Origin of the sequence: Mycobacterium sp. 852014-52450_SCH5900713 (genome assembly GCF_001667075.1) — a bacterium.
Classification (GTDB): domain Bacteria; phylum Actinomycetota; class Actinomycetes; order Mycobacteriales; family Mycobacteriaceae; genus Mycobacterium.
Genome location: NZ_LZIL01000011.1, coordinates 163,574 through 178,671, shown reverse-complemented (window position 1 = coordinate 178,671; position 15,098 = coordinate 163,574). Strand labels below are relative to the sequence as shown.

The 15,098-nt window shown below is 69.4% G+C and carries 15 protein-coding genes and 1 pseudogene; 10 read left to right on the top strand and 6 right to left on the bottom strand.

All coding sequences use genetic code 11. The features are described from left to right. Positions 1 to 22 precede the first annotated feature (22 nt). Together A5773_RS04660 and A5773_RS04655 are read left to right on the top strand one after the other, a co-directional pair. Complete coding sequence (locus A5773_RS04660; RefSeq protein ID WP_066950243.1) at positions 23 to 547, top strand: hypothetical protein; 525 nt, start codon at positions 23 to 25, stop codon at positions 545 to 547. After that, positions 535 to 1,035, top strand: coding sequence for an N-acetyltransferase (locus A5773_RS04655; RefSeq protein WP_067789683.1), 501 nt, complete (start codon positions 535 to 537; stop codon positions 1,033 to 1,035). Before A5773_RS04660 ends, A5773_RS04655 begins: the two co-directional genes overlap by 13 nt. Here the strand turns inward: A5773_RS04655 and zapE are convergent. After that, positions 1,013 to 2,110, bottom strand: coding sequence for a cell division protein ZapE (zapE, locus tag A5773_RS04650; protein ID WP_156744717.1), 1,098 nt, complete (start codon positions 2,108 to 2,110; stop codon positions 1,013 to 1,015). The two genes, A5773_RS04655 and zapE, sit on opposite strands and share 23 nt — an antisense overlap. On the opposite strand from zapE, the gene A5773_RS04645 reads away from it, so the two are divergent. The 4 genes from A5773_RS04645 (at position 2,109) to msrB (ending at position 6,230) form a co-directional block, all read left to right on the top strand. Beyond that, the gene (locus A5773_RS04645; protein ID WP_066950251.1) at positions 2,109 to 2,870 is read left to right on the top strand and encodes a pyrimidine reductase family protein; all 762 of its coding nucleotides are present in this window, start codon (positions 2,109 to 2,111) and stop codon (positions 2,868 to 2,870) included. The two genes, zapE and A5773_RS04645, sit on opposite strands and share 2 nt — an antisense overlap. A gap of 67 nt (positions 2,871 to 2,937) precedes the next feature. Beyond that, positions 2,938 to 4,497, top strand: coding sequence for an alpha/beta hydrolase (locus A5773_RS04640; RefSeq protein WP_082948097.1), 1,560 nt, complete (start codon positions 2,938 to 2,940; stop codon positions 4,495 to 4,497). Between the two features lie 18 nt (positions 4,498 to 4,515). Beyond that, a complete protein-coding gene (gene aftC, locus A5773_RS04635) occupies positions 4,516 to 5,826 on the top strand; it encodes an arabinofuranan 3-O-arabinosyltransferase (RefSeq protein WP_067789675.1) in 1,311 nt (436 codons plus the stop codon). After that, positions 5,823 to 6,230 carry a peptide-methionine (R)-S-oxide reductase MsrB gene (gene msrB / locus A5773_RS04630; protein WP_066950260.1) on the top strand — a complete coding sequence of 136 codons (408 nt, stop codon included), beginning with the start codon at positions 5,823 to 5,825 and terminating at the stop codon, positions 6,228 to 6,230. The genes aftC and msrB overlap by 4 nt, the downstream gene beginning before the upstream one ends. Positions 6,231 to 6,280: 50 nt before the next feature. Here the strand turns inward: msrB and A5773_RS04625 are convergent, their stop codons facing one another. The 4 genes from A5773_RS04625 to hemE are packed head-to-tail and all read right to left on the bottom strand — an operon-like array spanning position 6,281 to position 10,129. Next, complete coding sequence (locus A5773_RS04625; protein ID WP_067789825.1) at positions 6,281 to 6,988, bottom strand: class I SAM-dependent methyltransferase; 708 nt, start codon at positions 6,986 to 6,988, stop codon at positions 6,281 to 6,283. Positions 6,989 to 7,032: 44 nt separating this feature from the next. Then, on the bottom strand, positions 7,033 to 7,728 hold the full coding sequence (hemQ, locus tag A5773_RS04620; protein WP_067789672.1) for a hydrogen peroxide-dependent heme synthase: 696 nt from the start codon (positions 7,726 to 7,728) through the stop codon (positions 7,033 to 7,035). 5 nt (positions 7,729 to 7,733) lie between these two features. Further along, entirely contained in the window at positions 7,734 to 9,083 is a 1,350-nt protein-coding gene (locus A5773_RS04615) for a protoporphyrinogen oxidase (protein WP_067789668.1), read from the bottom strand. Continuing rightward, the gene (hemE, locus tag A5773_RS04610) at positions 9,080 to 10,129 is read right to left on the bottom strand and encodes a uroporphyrinogen decarboxylase (RefSeq protein WP_067789665.1); all 1,050 of its coding nucleotides are present in this window, start codon (positions 10,127 to 10,129) and stop codon (positions 9,080 to 9,082) included. Before hemE ends, A5773_RS04615 begins: the two co-directional genes overlap by 4 nt. A 47-nt stretch (positions 10,130 to 10,176) precedes the next feature. Between hemE and A5773_RS04605 the strand changes: the two genes are divergently transcribed. From A5773_RS04605 to A5773_RS04595, 4 genes and pseudogenes are all read left to right on the top strand, one after another. Further along, entirely contained in the window at positions 10,177 to 11,010 is an 834-nt protein-coding gene (locus A5773_RS04605; RefSeq protein ID WP_066950271.1) for an enoyl-CoA hydratase/isomerase family protein, read from the top strand. Between the two features lie 99 nt (positions 11,011 to 11,109). Beyond that, positions 11,110 to 11,188, top strand: a pseudogene (locus tag A5773_RS26735) (hypothetical protein); the annotation flags it as partial. Next, entirely contained in the window at positions 11,185 to 11,820 is a 636-nt protein-coding gene (locus tag A5773_RS04600) for a DUF3000 domain-containing protein (protein WP_066950274.1), read from the top strand. The pseudogene A5773_RS26735 and the gene A5773_RS04600, both read left to right, overlap by 4 nt. A 1-nt stretch (position 11,821) precedes the next feature. Then, a complete protein-coding gene (locus A5773_RS04595) occupies positions 11,822 to 13,120 on the top strand; it encodes a ribonuclease D (protein WP_067789663.1) in 1,299 nt (432 codons plus the stop codon). A gap of 52 nt (positions 13,121 to 13,172) precedes the next feature. Here A5773_RS04595 and dxs read toward each other — a convergent pair whose 3' ends face one another. Then, on the bottom strand, positions 13,173 to 15,086 hold the full coding sequence (gene dxs / locus A5773_RS04590) for a 1-deoxy-D-xylulose-5-phosphate synthase (RefSeq protein WP_066950280.1): 1,914 nt from the start codon (positions 15,084 to 15,086) through the stop codon (positions 13,173 to 13,175). Positions 15,087 to 15,098 lie beyond the last annotated feature (12 nt).

The following is a 15,098-nucleotide window of genomic DNA, read 5'->3' as shown; positions in this document are numbered from 1 at the left end:
CCAAGGGTGCTAGGAGGCGAAGATGCACCGCTGGCTGGTCGTCCTGTCCGCGTTCCTCGTCGCCGCGGCGAGCGCCACCGCCGTCGCCGGGCTTCCCGCTCCCCGCGCGTGGGCCGGTGACGCACCGATCGGCCACATCGGGGACACGCTGCGGGTGGACACCGGCACCTACGTCGCCGACGTCACCGTCACCGGCGTGTCACCCTGTGACCCACCCCCCGGATTCGGCTACACGCGCGAAGGTACCTTCCGCGGCTTTCCAGGCAGCTCGGTTGAGCGGGCCGACGTGGTCGTCCGCGCGGTCCGGGTACCCAACCCGTTCATCATGGCGACCAACTTCAGCTTCGACGGCGTGACCCCGTTCGCCGACGCCTACAAGCCACGAGCCACCGATGCGCCCGACGCCCTGGACAACGTGCTCACCAACGCGCCGAACGGCGCGATCGTGCGCGGCGAAGTGTATTGGGACGCCTACCGTGATCCCGTTTCCACCGTGGTGCTGCTGGACAAGAAGACGGGCTACCACCTCGCGCAGTGGAACCTCTGACACGCGTCGCAACAACGAACTCGGTTGACGTTCAGCAGCTTGCCGATATCGCCGCTCGCACATTCCCGTTGGCCTGCCCCGCCTCGATGGCGCCGGCGAACATCGCAGCGTTCGTCGAGGCCAACCTGTCACCCGACCGGTTCGCCGAATACCTGGCCGATCCGCAACGCGCCGTCCTGACCGCGGCGGATGACAACCGAATCATTGGTTACGCCATGCTGATTCGCGACGGTGACGCCGCCGAGCTGTCCAAGATCTACGTTGCGCCCGAGCACCACGGCACCGGGGTCGCCACCGCGCTGATGGACCTCGCGCTGGCCACGGCCCGCGAATGGGACGTGCGGCGCGTGTGGCTGGGCGTCAATCAGGCAAACCAACGCGCACAGCGGTTCTACACCAAGAGCGGATTCACGGTTAGTGGCACCCGGACTTTTCAGGTCGGCGCCGGACGCGAGAACGACTTCGTCATGACCCGCGTGCTTCGTTGACCCCAGCCGTCAGCGCCAGGAGCCGAGACATGGCCCGCAGATACTTCTTTCGGTACCCGCCGGCCAGCATCTCCTCGCTGAAGATGGTGTCCAGCTTCGCGCCGGAGGCCACCACCGGGATACCGGCGTCATAGAGCCGGTCGGTCAGCGCCACCAGCCGCAGCGCGACGTTCTGGTCATCGATGCCGTGCACGCCAGTCAGAAACACGGCGGTCACTCCCTCGATGAGGGTCAGATACCGCGACGGGTGCATGGTGGCCAGGTGCGCGCACAGCGCGTCGAAATCATCGAGCGTCGCGCCGTCGACCCGTGCGGCGCGATCGGCCACCTCTTCGTCCGACAGCGGCTGCGGCGCCGGCGGCAGGCCGCGGTGCCGATAGTCGGGACCCTCGATCCGCACGGTGGTGAAAATACTTGCCAGAGTGTTGATTTCCCGAAGAAAGTCCTGGGCGGCGAATCGGCCCTCGCCGAGCTGCTCGGGCAGCGTATTGGAGGTGGCCGCCACCGACACCCCCCGCTCGACCAGTGACGAAAGCAGCCGGGATATCAGCGTGGTGTTGCCGGGGTCGTCGAGCTCGAACTCGTCGATGCACACCGCCGTGTAGTGGGCCAGCAGGTCGACGCATTCGGCGAAACCGAACACCCCGGCCAACTGTGTCAGCTCCCCAAAGGTTCCGAACGCCTTGGGATTTGACGACTCCGGGCCATCGCCGGGCAGCTCGTAGTAGGCCGACGCGAGCAGGTGGGTCTTGCCCACGCCGAAGCCACCGTCCAGGTACAACCCGACACCGGGCAGAACCGCCCGTCGGCCCAACAGTTTTCGCCGGCCCGCGCGCCGTTCCACGGCCTGTCGGCAGAAGTCGCGGCATGCCACGACGGCGGCGGCCTGCGTCGGCTCGGCCGGATCGGGCTGGTACGTCGCGAAGCTCACGTCGGCGAACGTTGGGGGCGGCCTCAATTGAGCGATCAACCGCTCCGGTGAGACGGTCGGATGCCGATCCACCAGGTGCGCGACTCGCGTGGACGGGGACCCGTGCATGCCAGAACTGTAACGACGTGCTGCAATCGACCTCATGTCCCTTCCCGAGACGCCGCTGTCGCTGCTCGGATCGATACGCGAAGTCGACGACGGTGAACTCCCCCGGCTCTACGGCTACCCCGAACACGACGGGACATGGGTGCGGGCCAATTTCATCACCAGCGTGGACGGCGGGGCCACCTCCGGCGGCAGCAGCGGAACGATGGGAGGTCCCGGCGACCGATTCGTCTTCAACCTGCTGCGTGAGCTCGCCGACGTCATCCTGGTCGGCGCGGGGACCGTGCGGGTCGAGGGCTATTCCGGTGCGCAGCTGAGCGTCGCCCAACGCCAGCAGCGGCAGGCCCGCGGGCAAAGCGAGGTACCGCCGCTGGCGATCGTCACCAAGTCGGGTCGGCTGGACCGCGACATGGCGGTGTTCACCAGGACCGAGGTGCCGCCGCTGATCCTCACCTGTGCGGCGGCCGCCGCCCCGGCGCGCCGCCTGCTCGCCGACCTGTGCGAAGTGATCGACTGCTCCGGCAGCGACCCCGGCGAGGTCGACGAGGACGTCATGCTGGCCACCCTCGGCGCTCGCGGCATGCGCCGCGTCCTGACCGAGGGCGGACCGATGCTGCTCGATTCGTTGATCCAGCGCGACATGCTCGACGAGCTCTGCCTGACCATCGCGCCCTACATCGTCGGCGGGCTGGCCCGGCGCATCGCGACGGGCCCCAGCCAGCTGCTCACCCGGATGCGCTGTGCCCACGTTTTGACCGACGACGCCGGTTACCTGTACACCCGCTACGTCAAGGCCTAGCTTTACGGCGACCCGGCTGCGCCCGGCTTCGCCGCGCTTGCGATCGCCGCTAGCTACTGTGGTCGACATGAGTCGGCAGATCACGTTCGCCACGATCTTGATTGCGGCGACCACCGTGGTGGCCGGCTGCGTCCCGGGCCTGGCCGCCGACCCGCGCTTCGCCACCAATTCCGGCGCCAAACCCCAGGGTGCGGCCACCGCCAAGCCGCCCCCCAGCGGCCCGCCGCCGCTCGCCGCCCCCAAGAACGACCTGCCGTGGCACGACTGCACGTCGCGGGTGTTCGGCGACGCCGCGGTGCCGCCCGCGGCCGGGGTCCAGCTGGATTGCGCGAACTACGACGCCGACCTGGACCCGAACGGCGGCGGAACCGGCACAGTGAGCGTGGGCGTGGTCCGCGCCCGCTCGAACCAGACGCCGCGCGACGCGGGCCCGCTGGTCTTCACCACCGGCTCGGACCTGCCGTCTTCAACTCAGTTGCCGGTCTGGCTGTCCCGGGGCGGCGCCGACGTGCTGCAGACCCACCCGATCGTCGCCGTCGACCGTCGCGGCATGGGCATGTCGAACCCGATCGACTGCCGGGACACCTCCGACCGGCAGATCATGCGCGATCAGGCGCAGTTCCAGACCGGGGACGACCCCGTCGCCAACCTGTCGGACGTCGCGAACAACGCCACCACCAACTGCACCGACGCCATCGCGCCCGGCGCGTCCGCCTACGACAACGCCCACGCCGCCTCGGACATCGAGCGACTGCGGTCGCTGTGGGACGTGCCGGCGGTCGCGCTGGTCGGGATCGGCAACGGCGCGCAGGTGGCGCTGGCCTATGCCGCGTCGCGCCCCGACAAGGTCGCCCGGCTGATACTCGACTCGCCAGTTGCGTTGGGCGCCAGCGCCGAAGCCGCCGCCGAGCAACAGGCCAAGGGCCAGCAGGCCGCGCTCGATGCGTTCGCCGCCCAGTGCCTCGCGGTGAACTGCGCGCTGGGCCCCGACCCCAAGGGCGCCGTCAGCGGGTTGCTGGCCGACGCCCGCGCCGGCAAGGGACCCGCCGGGGCGTCGGTGGCCCAGCTGGCGAGCGCCATCACCGTCGCGCTGGGCTTTCCCTCGGGCGGCCGCGTCAACGCCACCACCGGCCTGGCCAACGCTCTGGCGTCCGCCCGATCCGGCGACACCAATCAGCTGACCAACCTGATCAACCACGCCGACGCCACCGAGGACTCCGACGGCCAGTTCGTCAACACCTGCAGCGACGCCGTCAACCGCCCCACCCCGGACCGCGTGCGCGAACTGGTCGTGGCGTGGGCCAAGCTGTACCCCCAGTTCGGCACCGTCGCGGCGCTCAACATGGTCAAATGCGTGCACTGGCCCACCGGCTCGCCGCCGGCACCGCCGAAATCGTTGAAGGTCGACGTCCTGTTGCTGGGCGTGCAGAACGACCCGATCGTCGGCACCGAAGGGGTCGCGGCGACGGCGGCCACCGTCATCAACGCCAACGCGGCCAGCAAGCGGGTGATGTGGCAAGGCATCGGACACGGCGCCAGCATCTACTCGAGCTGCGCCGTCCCCCCACTGATCGGCTACGTCAACAGCGGCAAATTGCCCGGCACCGACACGTACTGTCCCGCCTGATTTTCCGGCCGCGCGCCGGTGTACGGTGCGCTGGTGACGGCAGCTGAATCGAGCCGAGCCGGCTCTCGCGATTGGATCCTGGCCGCCTTTCGTCCCCGCAGCGGCCCCCCGAGCGCGGCGACCATCGTGCGGTCCGCGTTGTGGCCCCTGGCGATTATGTCGGTGCTGCACCGCAGCATCATCCTCACCCTCAACGGCAACATCACCGACGACTTCAAGCCGGTCTACCGGGCGGTGCTGAACTTCCGGCGCGGCTGGGACATCTACAACGAGCACTTCGACTACGTCGACCCGCACTACCTGTACCCGCCCGGCGGGACGCTGCTGATGGCGCCGTTCGGGTACCTGTCCTTCACGCCGTCGCGGTATCTGTTCGTTTTGATCAACACCGTCGCGATCCTGCTGGCCTGGTACCTCCTGCTGCGGATGTTCAAATTCGCCCTGTCGTCGGTGGCCGCGCCCGCCTTGCTGCTGGCCATGTTCTGCACCGAAAGCGTCACCAGCACTCTGGTGTTCACCAACATCAACGGCTGCGTGCTGCTGGCGGAGATGCTGTTCCTGCGCTGGTTGCTCGACGGCCGCGTCAGCCGTCAGTGGTGGGCCGGCGTCGCGATCGGGCTGACGCTGACGCTCAAACCGTTGCTCGGGCCGCTGCTGTTGTTGCCGCTGCTGAACCGCCAGTGGCGGGCGCTGGTTCCCGCGATCGTCGTACCCGTCGTGGTCAACCTGGCGGCGTGGCCTCTGGTCAGCGATCCGATGGACTTCGTCACCAAGACGGTGCCGTACATCCTTGGCACGCGTGACTACTTCAACAGCTCGATCGAGGGCAACGGCGTCTACTTCGGCCTGCCCACGTGGCTGATCGTGTTCCTGCGGCTGCTGTTCACCGTCATTGCGACCGGCGCGATGTGGCTGCTGTATCGCTACTACCGCACCCGCGACCCACTGTTCTGGTTCACCAGCTCGTCGGGCGTGCTGTTGCTGTGGTCGTGGCTGGTCCTGTCGCTGGCCCAGGGCTACTACTCGATGATGCTGTTCCCGTTCCTGATGACCGTGGTGTTGCCCAACTCGCTGATCCGCAACTGGCCGGCGTGGCTCGGGATCTACGGCTTCTTGGCGCTGGACGACTGGCTGATCTACCGGTGGATGAGGTACGGCCGCGCCTTGCACTATCTGAAGATCACCTACGGCTGGTCGCTGTTGCTCATCGTGGTGTTTACGGTGCTGCTGTTCCGGTATCTGGACGCGAAGGCCGAGAACCGGCTGGACGAGGGCATCGATCCGGCCTGGCTGACGACCGGGCGTCAGCGCGCTAGCGTGGATGCATGAATCCCAAGCTCCAGCTGACCGATGCCGAGTGGCGCCAGAAGCTCACGCCCGAAGAGTTTCACGTGTTGCGCCAGGCCGGCACCGAGCGGCCCTTCACCGGTGAGTACACCGACACCAAGACCGAAGGCGTCTACCAGTGCCGCGCCTGCGGGGCCGAATTGTTCCGCAGCACAGAGAAGTTCGAGTCGCACTGCGGCTGGCCGTCGTTCTTCGACCCCACGAACTCCGATGCGGTGATCCTGCGGCCCGACCACTCGATGGGCACGACGCGCACCGAGGTGCTGTGCGCGAACTGCCACAGCCACCTGGGCCACGTCTTCGCCGGCGAGGGCTACCCCACCCCGACCGATCAGCGCTACTGCATCAACTCCATCTCGCTGCGCCTGGTGCCTAAGGGCGAGTAGCTACTCCTGCGTTCCGCGACACTGGACCAGTTGCGATAAGGCGGGTGGGGCTAGTCCACCCGGGTGGCGTGCACTTCCCAGAACGGGGCGTGCACCCGGCCGTTCACCAGCCACGGTTCCATCAAGCGGAACTGTTCCAGCAATTCATGGACCTGATCGGCCATGTCGGGATTGCGCGCGGCCATCATCTCGATCTGCTCGACGCTCATGTTGACCAGGTAGGTCGTCGGGCCGAGGTAGGTGATCTCCCAGCCGCCGAGGGGAAGCACGTCGCGAAAAGCCTTATCGGACAACGTCCGCAGCATCTTGAATCCGTTGACGTTGTGCTCGCCGAACTCGAACATGTACAGCCGCGCACCGGGCTTGGTGGCCCGGTGCAGGGCCTGCACGTAGGACCTCTGCAGCTCGGGATCGGTGCTGAAGGTGTGGTAGAAGGCGCAGTCGACGACGGTGTCGAACCGGCCTTCCATGCCCTCGAGCTTGGTGGCGTCGGCCAGCTCGAAGTTGACCGAAACCCCTGCCCTGCGGGCGTTTTCGCGGGCCCGCTCCAGCGCGGCTGCCGACCCGTCGATGCCGGTGGCCGCATACCCCTTCGACGCGTAGTAGATCGCGTGGTGGCCCGGGCCGGTGCCCGGGTCGAGCACCTCACCTTTGATCGCGCCCAGAGCGACCAGTCGCTGAACCACCGGCTGCGGGCCGCCGATGTCCCACGGCGTGGCGGCCGGCAGTCCGTGCGACGTCCGCTCGTCGCGGTACATCTCCTCGAAACGGGCCGGGTCGGTGGGGTCGAACGGTGCGGTTGTCACGGCAGCGCGTTCACCAACTGCTCGACCGGCACGCGCGGGCCGGTGAAGAACGGCGTCTCCTCGCGGGTGTGCCGGCGGGCGTCGGTGGCGCGCAGCTCGCGCATCAAGTCGACGATGCGGTGCAGTTCGGGGGCCTCGAAGGCCAGGATCCATTCGTAGTCACCGAGCGCGAACGCCGGCACCGTGTTGGCGCGAACGTCCTTGTACTCGCGGGCGGCCATGCCGTGTTCGGCGAGCATGCGGCGCCGCTCCTCGTCGGGCAGTAGGTACCACTCGTAGGACCGCACGAACGGATACACGCAGATGTAGTTGCCGGGCTCCTCACCGGCCAAGAATGCGGGGATGTGGCTCTTGTTGAACTCGGCCGGCCGGTGCAGCGCCACGCTGCTCCACACCGGCGAGCAGGCCCGTCCCAGCGCGGTGGTGCGCCGGAAGTCGGCGTAGGTGGCCTGCAGCGCCTCGATGGTTTCGGCGTGGGTCCAGATCATGAAGTCGGCGTCGGCCCGCAGACCCGCCACGTCGTAGAGGCCGCGCACCACGACCCCGCGCTCCTCCTGCTGCTTGAAAAACCGCGACGCGTCATCGATGACGGCATCGCGCTCTTCTCCGAGCTCGCCCGGCCGCACGGAGAAGACCGAGAACATCAGGTAGCGGATCGTCGCGTTGAGGGTGTCGTAGTCGAGCTTGGCCATGGAACCTATCGTGCCACTTCCACGTCGAGGGCCTCGATCGCGCGGCCGGCCGCCCCGATGCATGCCGGCACGCCGATGCCGTCGAGGTAGCTGCCGGCCACGGCGAGCGTCGGGGGCAGACCCGCGCGGATCTCGGCCGCCAGTTCGGCGTGGCCGGGTCCGTACTGCGGCATGGCCTCGATCCAGCGCTGCACGCGGGCATCGACGGGGTCCACGGCCAGGTCGAACACGTCGACCAGGTCGCTCAACGCCCAGCCCAGCAGTTCGTCGTCCGAGATGCTGACAGCCACGTCGTCGCCGCAGCGCCCGACCGACAGCCGAAGCAGCTGGGTGTCCCCGCGGGCGCCCCATTTGCGCGACGAAAGCGTAATCGCCTTGCTCCGCAACGGCTCGCCGGTGGCGACCAGCACGCCGGAACACCGCGGGAACGGCGTGTCGCCCGGCACCGCCAGCGCCACCACCACCGACGACGCGCTGGTGATCCGGCCCGCGGCAGCGGCGCTCGTGGGGGCGACATCGGCGAGCAGGCGCGCCACCCGCGGGGCCGGGACGGCCAGGATCACCGCGTCGGCGTGCCATCGGGCGCCGGTGTCATCCAGCACCGACCACCCGGGGCCGGCCGGTTCGAGCCGTTGCACCGCGGCCCGGACCCGGTGCGGCCGGCCGCGCTCGACGAGCGCGTCGAGCAGCACCTGGTACCCGCCGTCCAGCGCCCCGAACACGGGTGCGCCGTTCACCGGCGGCAGCGCCTGCCGGACCGCGTCCGTCAGGCTGGTGGCCCCGCGGTCCAAGGCGGCCGCGACCCCGGGGGCCGCCGCGCGCAGCCCGATGGTGGCCGCCGAACCGGCGTACACCCCGCTCAGCAGCGGATCCACCGACCGCGCCACGACCTGATCGCCGAACCGCTCGCCCACCAGTTCGGCGGTCGCGGGATCGCTGCCGGGTCGCCAGCTGAAAGGACGCCCGGGTTCGGCTTCGATGCGCGCGACGGTCGCTTCGTCGACCAACCCCGCCACGGAGGCGGCCGACGACGGAATCCCGACCACCGTGCCGGTGGGCAACGGGTGCAGCGTCTGCTGGCTGTAGATCAACGGCCGGGCGCCGGTGGAGACCAGCTGGCGCCCCGACAGGCCCAGCTCGGCCAGCAGCGCGGGCATCTCGGGCCGGCGCAGGATGAACGCCTCGGCACCCAGGTCCATGGTCTGCCCGCCGACCTGCTCGGTGCGCAAGATCCCGCCCACCCGGTCCCCGGGATCGAACAGGGTGATGGCCGCGTCGTCACCCACCGCCGCGCGCAGCCGGTATGCCGCCGTCAGACCCGAAATACCGCCCCCGACAACGCAATACGAACTCATAGGGAGTGGACCAGTGACACCAGATCGGTCAGCACACCGGGGTCGGTCTCAGGCAGCACGCCGTGGCCGAGGTTGAACACGTGACCGGTCACTCCCGCGTCGACGGCGCGGCGCCCATCGTCGACCACGGCCCGGGCAGCCCGTTCGACGGCCGGCCACCCCGCTAGCAACACCACCGGATCGAGGTTGCCCTGCAGCGCGTTACCCGGTGCCACCCGGGTGGCCGCGTCGGTGAGCGAGGTCCGCCAGTCCACGCCCACCACCGTCGTGCCTACCGTTGACATGGCCCCCAGCAGTTCGGCGGTGCCGACCCCGAAGTGCGTCATCGGCACGCCATAGTCGGCCAGCGCGCCGAAAACCCGGGCGCTGTGCGGTTGCACGTAGGTGCGGTAGTCGGCGAGCGACAGCGCGCCCGCCCACGAGTCGAACACCTGAATGGCGTCCACCCCGGCCTCCAGCTGCGCCCGCAGGAAGCCCACGGTGATGTCGGTCAGCTTTTCCATCAGCGCATGCCAGCAATCCGGTTCGGCCAGCATCATCGCCTTGGTGCGGGCGTGGTGGCGGCTGGGGCCGCCCTCGATCAGATAAGACGCCAGGGTGAACGGCGCGCCGGCGAACCCGATCAGCGGGACGCTGCCGAGCGCGGACACCAGCAGCGTGACGGCGTCGGACACCGGCTGAATCCGTTGGCGGTCAAGAGGTTTCATCGCATCGACGTCGGCCGCGGTGCGCACCGGTGACGCGATCACCGGCCCCACACCCGCGACGATGTCCAGGTCGACGCCCGCGCCGAGCAGCGGCACCACGATGTCGGAGAACAATATCGCCGCGTCGACGTCGTGCCGGCGCACCGGCTGCAGGGTGATCTCGCAGACCAGCTCGGCGTCGAAGCAGGCCGACAACATGTCGGTCTGGGCCCGCAGCGCCCGGTATTCGGGCAGCGAACGACCCGCCTGCCGCATGAACCACACCGGGATCCGGCCGGGTTTGCCACCGGTGACGGCGGCCAGATACGGCGACTCGGGGAGGTCGCGGCGAGTACTCATTGTCCTCAATGCTGCCACGAGGGCGCTGCTGCGTAATATCGACGACCGTGCCAGTCAGCCACCCGCCCGTGAATTACGACGAGTTCCCCAGCCTGCGCTGCGAGGTCGGCGACGCAACCGGTCTCGAAGGCATCCTGACGCTGGTTCTCGACGCCCCCGGCCTCAATTCGGTCGGGCCGCAGATGCACCGGGACCTGGCCGACATCTGGCCGGCGATCGCCCGCGACCCCGACGTGCGCGTCGTGCTGGTCCGCGGCGAGGGCAAGGCCTTCTCCTCCGGCGGCAGCTTCGACCTCATCGCCGAAACCATCGGCGACTACGAGGGCCGGATGCGCATCATGCGGGAAGCGCGCGACCTGGTGCTCAACATGGTCAACTTCGACAAGCCGGTCGTCTCGGCCATCCGCGGCCCGGCCGTCGGGGCGGGCCTGGTGGTGGCCCTGCTCGCCGACGTCTCGGTGGCGGGCCGCACCGCGAAACTCATCGACGGGCACACCAAGCTGGGCGTGGCCGCGGGCGACCACGCAGCGATCTGCTGGCCGCTGCTGGTCGGCATGGCCAAGGCCAAGTACTACCTGCTCACCTGCGAGACGCTGCTCGGTGAGGAAGCCGAGCGCATCGGGCTGGTGTCCACCTGCGTCGACGACGATGACGTGCTGTCCACGGCGACGCGGATCGCCGAGGATCTGGCCCGCGGCGCACAGGACGCCATCCGCTGGACCAAGCACAGCCTCAACTCCTGGTACCGCATGTTCGCGCCCACCTTCGAGACCTCGCTCGGCCTGGAATTCCTCAGCTTCAGCGGCCCCGACGTGCAGGAAGGGCTCGCGGCGCACCGCGAGAAGCGGCCGGCCCGATTTACCGGCGGAAATGGCTCCTGAGCAGGGGAGATACCGGCCGTTGAGGTCGGGTAACGGGTTGGTAGCGGTCGGCGCGCCTGGTTCCGCGTGTCGCCCGATAGCGCTACCGTCGGACCCTGTGACCCGCGCCGCGACGACGCAGTGGGGGCACCTCCCGCTTGCGGGGGACGGCAGCGATGTGGAGGAGCGGCACAGATGACCCGGGCCGCGACGACGCAGAGTGGCCGGGATGAACAGGAGCGGCGCCAAGTGACCTCAGCTGAACCGGAGCCATTCCGCGAGGCGGTAGCGGCGATGAACGGCGTCACCGTCCGCCCGGAAATCGAGCTGGGCCCCATCCGCCCGCCGCAACGACTGGCGCCCTACAGCTACGCGCTGGGGGCCGAGGTCAAGCATCCCGACCGCGAAATCGTCCCCGAGCGATCCGACGGCGACGCCTTCGGTCGCCTGATCCTGCTGTACGACCCGGAAGGCGCCGACGCGTGGGACGGCACCATCCGCCTGGTCGCCTACATCCAGGCCGACCTGGACCCCAGCGAGGCCGTCGACCCCCTGCTCCCGGAGGTGGCGTGGAGTTGGCTGGTCGACGCGCTCGAGTCGCGGATGGAGCAGGTCACCGCCCTCGGCGGCACGGTCACCGCCACCACCTCGGTGCGCTACGGCGACATTTCGGGACCGCCGCGCGCCCACCAGTTGGAGCTGCGGGCGTCGTGGACGGCGACCACGCCGCAAGTCGGCGTCCATGTCGAGGCGTTCTGCGAGGTACTGGAACACGCGGCGGGTCTCCCGCCGACCGGCGTAACCGATCTGAGCTCGCGGTCACGCGCCTGACATGTGCGAACCGGCGGCCCATGGGGCCGGCAGCACGGCGTCCGACGACACCGAATCCGCGCCCACGCCCCTGCTGCACCCGGCCGAAGGAATCCCGGACCTCTCGGTGACCGTCCGCCAGATCCAGGAGGCGGCGGAGCTCCTCGACCGTGGTCGCGGACCGTTTGCGGTGGACGCCGAGCGGGCCTCGGGTTTCCGGTACTCCAACCGGGCCTACCTGATTCAGATCCGGCGGGCCGGCGCAGGCACCGTGCTCATCGACCCCGTCAGTCACGGCGCCGAGCCGCTCGAGGCTCTGCGGCCCGTCGCCGAGGTGCTCAGCGAAGACGAATGGATCCTGCATTCGGCCGACCAGGACCTGCCCTGCCTCGCGGAGGTCGGCTTGCGGCCCCCCGCGCTGTACGACACCGAGCTCGCCGGGCGGCTGGCCGGCTTCGAACGGGTGAACCTGGCGACCATGGTGGAGCGGCTGCTCGGTTCCGGGTTGGCCAAGGGGCACGGGGCGGCCGATTGGTCCAAACGCCCGCTGCCCGCCGAATGGCTCAATTACGCGGCGCTGGATGTGGAACTGCTCATCGAGCTGCGCGCCGCGATCGCCGATGTGCTGGCCGATCAAGGCAAAACCGGTTGGGCCACAGAGGAATTCGATTTCCTACGGGTGGCGGGCGCCAGGGAGCCCAGCGCGGCCACACGGCGGGACCGATGGCGGCGGACGTCGGGGATTCATCGGGTGCGCGACCAGCGCGCCCTGGCCGCCGTCCGCGAGCTGTGGTTGACGCGCGACCGCATCGCCGAGCGCCGCGACATCGCACCGCGACGCATCCTGCCGGACTCGGCCATCATCGAGGCCGCCATCGCCGACCCGAAGACCATCGAGGACCTCACCGCCTTGCCGGTGTTCGGTGGGCGCAATCAACGTCGCAGCGCCGCCACGTGGTTGGGGGCGCTGGAGTCGGCCCGGCAAACCAAGAACCCGCCCGTCGATGCCGAACCGCCAAACGGGCCCCCGCCGGCGGCGCGGTGGAGCAGGCGCAAACCGGAGGCGGCCGCACGGCTGGAGGCGGCGCGGGCGGCGTTGTCGGAGGTGTCCGAGCAGGTGCACGTCCCCACCGAGAACCTGGTCTCGCCCGACCTGGTGCGACGGCTGTGCTGGGACTGGGAGCCCGCCCCCGACCCTTTCGAGGCCGTCGAGACGTTTCTGCGGGCCGGGCAGGCCCGGCGCTGGCAGCGCGAATTGGTGGATCCCGCTCTGGCCCGGGCGCTGCAACCGCCCGACGAGCCGGAGGCCGAAAGCGACTAGTCCCGATAGCGGCGACCCGGTTCGCCCGGCTCCGCCGCGCTCCCGATCGCCGCTAGTCGAGGTGCTCGCGGATCTCCGCTTCGGTGACGGCGTTACCCAGCGCGGCCACCCATCCGGTGATGCGGCGGGCCACGTCCTGATCCGTAAGCCCCAGGTCGGCCAGCAGCTCACCCCGCGAGGCGTGCTCGTAGAACCGCTGCGGCAGGCCGACGTCGCGGCACGGCACGTCGATCTCCGCGCGCCGCAGGGCCGCCGATACCGCCGACCCCACGCCGCCGTTGACGCCGTTGTCCTCGCACGTGACGACCAGCTTGTGCTGCCCGGCGAGCTCGATCACGCCCTCGGACACCGGCAGCACCCAACGCGGGTCGATCACCGTAACGCCGATCCCCTGGTTGTGTAGCCGCTTGGCGACCTCGAGCGCCATCGGGACGAACGCGCCGACACCCACCAGCAGCACGTCGTGGTTCAGCCCGGCGGCCGGGACGGCGAGCACGTCGACACCCGCGCGCCGCTCGAGGGCCGGAATGTCTTCTCCCACATCGCCTTTGGGGAACCGAAGCGCCGTCGGCCCGTCGTTGACGTCGAGCGCCTCGCCGAGTTCCTCGCGCAACCGGGTGGCGTCCCGGGGCGCGGCCACCCGCATGCCGGGAACGATGCCCAGCATCGACATGTCCCACATGCCGTTGTGGCTGGCGCCGTCCGAACCCGTGATCCCGGCCCGGTCGAGCACCATGGTGACGGGCAGCTTGTGCAGCGCCACGTCCATCATGATCTGGTCGAAGGCCCGGTTGAGGAACGTCGAATAGATGGCCACCACCGGGTGCATGCCGCCCATCGCCAGCCCTGCGGCCGACGTCAGCGCGTGCTGCTCGGCGATTCCGACGTCGAACAAGCGATCCGGGAACTGTTGCCCGAAGGCGCTCAGGCCGGTCGGACCGGGCATCGCCGCGGTGATGGCCACGATGTCGCGGCGCTTCCTGGCGTAGCCGATCAGCGCGTCGGAGAAGGTGGCGGTCCAACCGGGACCGGCGACCTTGGTGGCCTGCCCGGTGACCGGATCGATGACGCCGCAGGAATGCATCTGCTCGGCTTCGTCGTCCTCCGCCGGGCCGAAACCCATGCCCTTGCGGGTGACGACGTGCACGATCACCGGCCGGCCGAAGCCCCGCGCGTGGCGCAGCGCCATCTCCACCGCGCGTTCGTCGTGGCCATCGACCGGTCCCACGTACTTCAACCCGAGGTCGGTGAACAGCAGCTGCGGTGACAGGGAGTCCTTGATGCCGGCCTTGACGCTGTGCATGAACCGGTAGGCGAGCTCGCCGAAGAACGGCATCGAGCGCACCGCTTCGCGGCCCCTCTCCAGGGCGTGCTCGTAGGCCGGCTGCAGCCGCAGGGTGGCCAGATGGTCGGCGACGCCGCCGATCGTCGGCGCATAACTGCGGCCGTTGTCGTTGACCACGATGATCACCGGCCGCTTCGACGCCGCGATGTTGTTCAGCGCCTCCCAGCACATGCCGCCGGTGAGCGCGCCGTCGCCGACCACGGCGACCACGTGCCGGTTGCGGTGGCCGGTCAGCTCGAACGCCTTGGCCAGGCCGTCGGCGTACGACAGCGCCGCGCTGGCGTGGCTGGACTCGACCCAGTCGTGTTCGCTCTCCGCGCGCGAGGGATAGCCCGACAGCCCGCCCTTTTTGCGCAGGCTTTCGAAGTCCTGCGAGCGCCCGGTCAGCATCTTGTGGACGTATGCCTGGTGACCGGTGTCGAAGACGATCGGATCATGCGGCGAGTCGAACACCCGGTGCAGCGCCAGCGTCAGTTCGACGACGCCGAGGTTGGGCCCGAGGTGTCCCCCGGTCGCAGCGACCTTGTGGATCAGGAACTGGCGGATCTCGGCGGCCAGTTCGCGCAGCTGCTGTTGGGACAGGTGTTGCAGATCAGCGGGCCCGCGGATCTGTTCCAGCATCCCGATAGTCTA

Coding starts and splice junctions, on each gene's coding strand:
- A5773_RS04645 (WP_066950251.1), top strand. CDS start 2,109: ATGTCCCTTCCCGAGACGCCGCTGTCGCTGCTCGGATCGATACGCGAA.
- A5773_RS04640 (WP_082948097.1), top strand. CDS start 2,938: ATGAGTCGGCAGATCACGTTCGCCACGATCTTGATTGCGGCGACCACC.
- hemQ (WP_067789672.1), bottom strand. CDS start 7,728: ATGGCCAAGCTCGACTACGACACCCTCAACGCGACGATCCGCTACCTG.
- dxs (WP_066950280.1), bottom strand. CDS start 15,086: ATGCTGGAACAGATCCGCGGGCCCGCTGATCTGCAACACCTGTCCCAA.
- msrB (WP_066950260.1), top strand. CDS start 5,823: ATGAATCCCAAGCTCCAGCTGACCGATGCCGAGTGGCGCCAGAAGCTC.
- A5773_RS04595 (WP_067789663.1), top strand. CDS start 11,822: ATGTGCGAACCGGCGGCCCATGGGGCCGGCAGCACGGCGTCCGACGAC.
- zapE (WP_156744717.1), bottom strand. CDS start 2,110: ATGAGGTCGATTGCAGCACGTCGTTACAGTTCTGGCATGCACGGGTCC.
- A5773_RS04600 (WP_066950274.1), top strand. CDS start 11,185: ATGACCCGGGCCGCGACGACGCAGAGTGGCCGGGATGAACAGGAGCGG.
- hemE (WP_067789665.1), bottom strand. CDS start 10,129: ATGAGTACTCGCCGCGACCTCCCCGAGTCGCCGTATCTGGCCGCCGTC.
- A5773_RS04660 (WP_066950243.1), top strand. CDS start 23: ATGCACCGCTGGCTGGTCGTCCTGTCCGCGTTCCTCGTCGCCGCGGCG.
- A5773_RS04615 (WP_067789668.1), bottom strand. CDS start 9,083: ATGAGTTCGTATTGCGTTGTCGGGGGCGGTATTTCGGGTCTGACGGCG.
- A5773_RS04625 (WP_067789825.1), bottom strand. CDS start 6,988: ATGTACCGCGACGAGCGGACGTCGCACGGACTGCCGGCCGCCACGCCG.